This is a genomic window from Saccharopolyspora sp. 6M, assembly GCF_020176775.1.
In the GTDB taxonomy this organism is placed as follows: Bacteria; Actinomycetota; Actinomycetes; order Mycobacteriales; family Pseudonocardiaceae; genus Saccharopolyspora_C; species Saccharopolyspora_C gregorii.
On record NZ_JAIUJZ010000118.1, the window covers coordinates 1 to 3,764 of the forward strand.

The following is a 3,764-nucleotide window of genomic DNA, read 5'->3' on the forward strand; positions in this document are numbered from 1 at the left end:
CGCCGGGGCCCCGGCGGAACGGCGGGGGCGCCCCCCCCCCCCCGGCCCCGGGCGGGGACACCGCCCGACCCGGTGGCCCTCAACCCCCCCGCGCCCCCGGGCGATCCCGGGGGCGCGGTGGTCGTGCGGGTCAGCGCGCGTCGCGCAGCGCGATCACCGTGTACGGGCCGACCTCGCGGCGCTCGAACCGCGGGTCGTCGAACGCGGCCGGGTCGAAGAACACGTCGTAGTCCCGCACGTTCGGCAGCTGCGGGAACGCGTCGCCCTTGAGGTTCAGCGCCAGCTTCCGGCCGTTCTCGTCCGACGGGTCCGCGGCGCGTTCCTGGTCCGCTTCCGAGGCGACCGGGCTGCCCTGGTTGCGCAGGACGAACACGTTCGGCGTGGTGAACGGGCTGCGCTGCAGCATGTCCAGCAGTTCCTGGCCGCTGCGGGCCTTCGTCCAGCGCTCGATCTCCGCGGTCCGCCCGTCGTAGTCCGCCAGCGGGTTCGCGTAGTGCGGCGTCTCCTGCTGGAAGCTCCAGTACGGCTGGAACGACAGCAGCTTGTAGTCGGTGGTCAGCAGCAGGTTCCGCTGCGGCGGGCGGCCGGTCAGCTGCGACACCGCCCGGTATACGTCGTCGGCCCACGAACCCGTCTGCTCCGGGTCGCGGGCGCCCTTCGCGTTGTCGCCCGTCGGGTAGTAGTCGTCGTAGGCCTGCGTCGCGGACGGTGCCAGCGCGCTGCCGATCGCGCCCTGCGTCAACGTGATAGCGCCGAGCAGCCCCAGCGCGCAGGACAGCACCGTGATCCGCGCGGCGTAGGCGGCGTCCACCCGTTCCCGCAGCCAGCCGATGAACTCCAGCACCGCGAACACCCCGGCGACCGCCAGCACCACGCCCAGGATCACGTTCAGCCGGAACGCGAGCAGCGTCGTCTTCGCGACCAGCGCCAGCGTCGAGAGGCCGAACCAGGTGTAGATCGCGACCACCACGGTCAGCATCGCCGCCGCGACCTCGCTGCGCCGCGCGCGCAGCACCAGCCAGGCGAACCCGGCCAGGCACAGCGCGCCGACCGGGCTCGCGTCCGTCATCGGCACCGGCAGGAACGAACCGTCCTCCGGCAGGTAGTGCAGCGCCGCGCTGCGCGGGTTGTCGGTGAACACGTGCGTGGCCAGCACGTACGGCAGCCACACCAGCAGCGAGATCAGCCCGCTGACCACGCCGATCGGCAGCAGCCGGAAGAACATGCGCTGGACCGTCGGCCACACCCGCTCGCCGCGGCGGACCCGGAACACGCCGACCACCACGGCCATCGCCACGATCAGCAGCACCGCGAAGCCGAAGTGCAGCGTGTAGGTGATCGCCGCGAAACCGACGTACCCGCCGACGCACACCAGCGTCCAGCGCGGGGCGCGCTCCTCTCGGCGCAGCGCGTGCCAGGCCAGCACGGCGATCGGCGCCAGCCACGCCGCCGACGGCCACGCGTAGGGCTCCTCGATGCCGTGCAGCATCCCCGCCAGCGAGGTCGCGATGGCCGCCAGCAGCGCCAGCCGCCTGCGCACCACGACGCTCCACAACGTGAACGCGACGACGCTCGTCACCGCCACCCAGATCAAGGCGTACGGCTTGTAGGCGGCCCAGCCCTCCCAGCCGAGCAGGTTCGCGAACCTGCCCCCCAGCCAGAACCAGCCGCCCGGGTAGTACGGCGCGACACCCGCGTAGTTCATGTCGGACAGGCCCCACGTGGAGGCCGCCCGCGTCATGTACTGCAGGCGGAACGCGTTGTCCGTCGAGGAACCGCCGAAGTAGTACCGCGTCGCCTGCAGCGGGATCGCCAGCGCCAGCGTGGTGAACGTGGACAGCGCGGCCCACGTCCCCGCCAGCCGCACCGGCCGCGGCAACCGCGTGGGGCCGACCGCCAGCAGCACGAACGTGATCAACAACACCAGCGCGGCGCCGAGCGAGGCCAGCGCCTCCGGCGCGAAGCTCGGTTCGCTGATGCCCAGCCGCGCCACCGCGAACTGCAGGACGAGGCTCACCGCGGCGGCGACGACCGATCCCGCGACCAGCTCGGAAACGGTGCTGCGCAGCGGAAGTCGCACGGCGGAATTCCGGCGCGGCGCATCGATCGATCGGGGCCCGGTGAGCACCGGACTCGGCAAGGTTCCCGCCACGTGGGTTCGATCCTTCGGAAGTGGGGGACAGGACGCCCGCGCAGAATAGAGGATGGCCACCCGGCGCCCGCGCCGCGCCTGGGCGGGTGCCGACGATCACCCGCTAGGGTGCTGGAGGCGTCGACTTCGTGCTCCTGCCGCGAGGGGCGGGTGGCGGAACCCCGGCGTCCCCCCGCTGCGGAACCGCTCGGTGCACGGGACGAGCCGTCCCCGCGAGGAGCCGCCGCCGGTGGCGTGCGCGGCGGCCCCGCCGCCGACGGAACCGACGAACAACCCACCGCGCAGGCCCCAAGGCGGGCCAGTGCCTGCCACACCACCGAGGAGGGTCGGCTGTTGCCACCAGGAGCGGTCGAGACCAGCGGAACACCCGAACCCGCAGGTGCGGTGCGCGTGCCAGGACCGGAGGAGCGGACCGGGCGGCCGGCGGTGCGCGCCGACCTGCTGCCCGCGCTGAGCGCGCTGTCCCTGGTGGCGCTGCTCGGGATGCCGCTGGGGTGGGTGTGGTCCCGGATCGCGCCGCCGCAGGCGAGCCTGCTCGGCCGCACCGGGACGCCGGTGCCCGCGCAGATCGTGGAGAGCTACCACGACTTCGACGCGCTGGCGCTGTTCCTGCTGCTGTCGTTCGCGACCGGCATCGTCACCGCCGCCGTGCTGTGGACGTTGCGCAGGCGGCGCGGGCCGGTGCTGCTGGTCGCCGCCGCGCTCGGCTCGCTGGTCTCGGCGTGGCTGGCGATGCGGATGGGGGCGACGTTCGCGTCCGAGCTGTACCCGTGGCCGGCGGACCTGGGCTTCGGCTCCGCGCTCACCGTCCCGCCCGCGGTCGGCACGCCGTGGGCCGTGCTGGTGCAGCCGTTGGGGTTGGCGCTCGGCTACGGCCTGGCCGCTTCCTGGAACGGCTTCGACGACCTGGGCCGCCGCAGCTGATCGGCTCGGTCGCCCGGCGGCTCCGCTCAGCCCGCGGGCCGGTTGGGGGTCGTTCGGCCCGCGGGGCGGGGCGGGCGCTGCTCAGCCCGCGGGGCGCACCGAGGCCGTGATGCCGTCGAGGACGTCGGGGGTCACGGCGCCGGGCACCTCCTGGTCGGCACCGACGACGTGCACCACCGAGCTCTCCCCGTTCCCGTTGGTGGCGAGCACGTTGACCACCGCGCTCGGCGCGCCGCACGCCGCGGGCGCGGGGAACGCGGTGGCGACCACCTTGGTCCCCGGCAGACCACCGGGAAGCACCACCGGCTGCGGCGGCCCGAGCTCGATCCGGGCGTCGGCGCCGTAGGCGAGTTCGGCGAACCGGCGGGCCGTGTCGGTGGCGACCGTCGCGTCGTCCGGGCCGCGCCGTGCGGTGGCGCCCGCGAGCGCGCGGAAGCTGCCGCCGCGGTCCGGGCAGTAGCCGCGCTGGTAGATCGCGACCCCGGTCATGGTCACCGGGTCGTCCTGCTCCCCGAAGCCGATCACGTTGTCCGGGGTCTCCAGCCGCCATTCCGGCGGGACGTCGTAGGCGGCGCGCCGCTTCAGCACCGCCACCGCCAGCCAGCCCGGTACCAGCGGCGCGGGCGCGGGCGCGGTGGGCGGGGACGAGCCGGGGGAGGTCTCGGCGGAGGTCTGCGGCGCCGCGAGC

2 protein-coding genes and 1 pseudogene are annotated in these 3,764 nt (G+C 74.4%); 1 reads left to right on the forward strand and 2 read right to left on the reverse strand.

The features are described 5' to 3' along the window. Positions 1-130: 130 nt before the first annotated feature. The gene (locus tag LCD31_RS16935; RefSeq protein ID WP_224959343.1) at positions 131-2,080 is read right to left on the reverse strand and encodes an arabinofuranosyltransferase; all 1,950 of its coding nucleotides are present in this window, start codon (positions 2,078-2,080) and stop codon (positions 131-133) included. Between the two features lie 405 nt (positions 2,081-2,485). Between LCD31_RS16935 and LCD31_RS16940 the strand changes: the two genes are divergently transcribed. Beyond that, entirely contained in the window at positions 2,486-3,076 is a 591-nt protein-coding gene (locus tag LCD31_RS16940; protein ID WP_224959344.1) for a DUF2567 domain-containing protein, read from the forward strand. Between the two features lie 81 nt (positions 3,077-3,157). Here LCD31_RS16940 and LCD31_RS16945 read toward each other — a convergent pair. Then, positions 3,158-3,764, reverse strand: a pseudogene (locus LCD31_RS16945) (hypothetical protein); the annotation flags it as partial.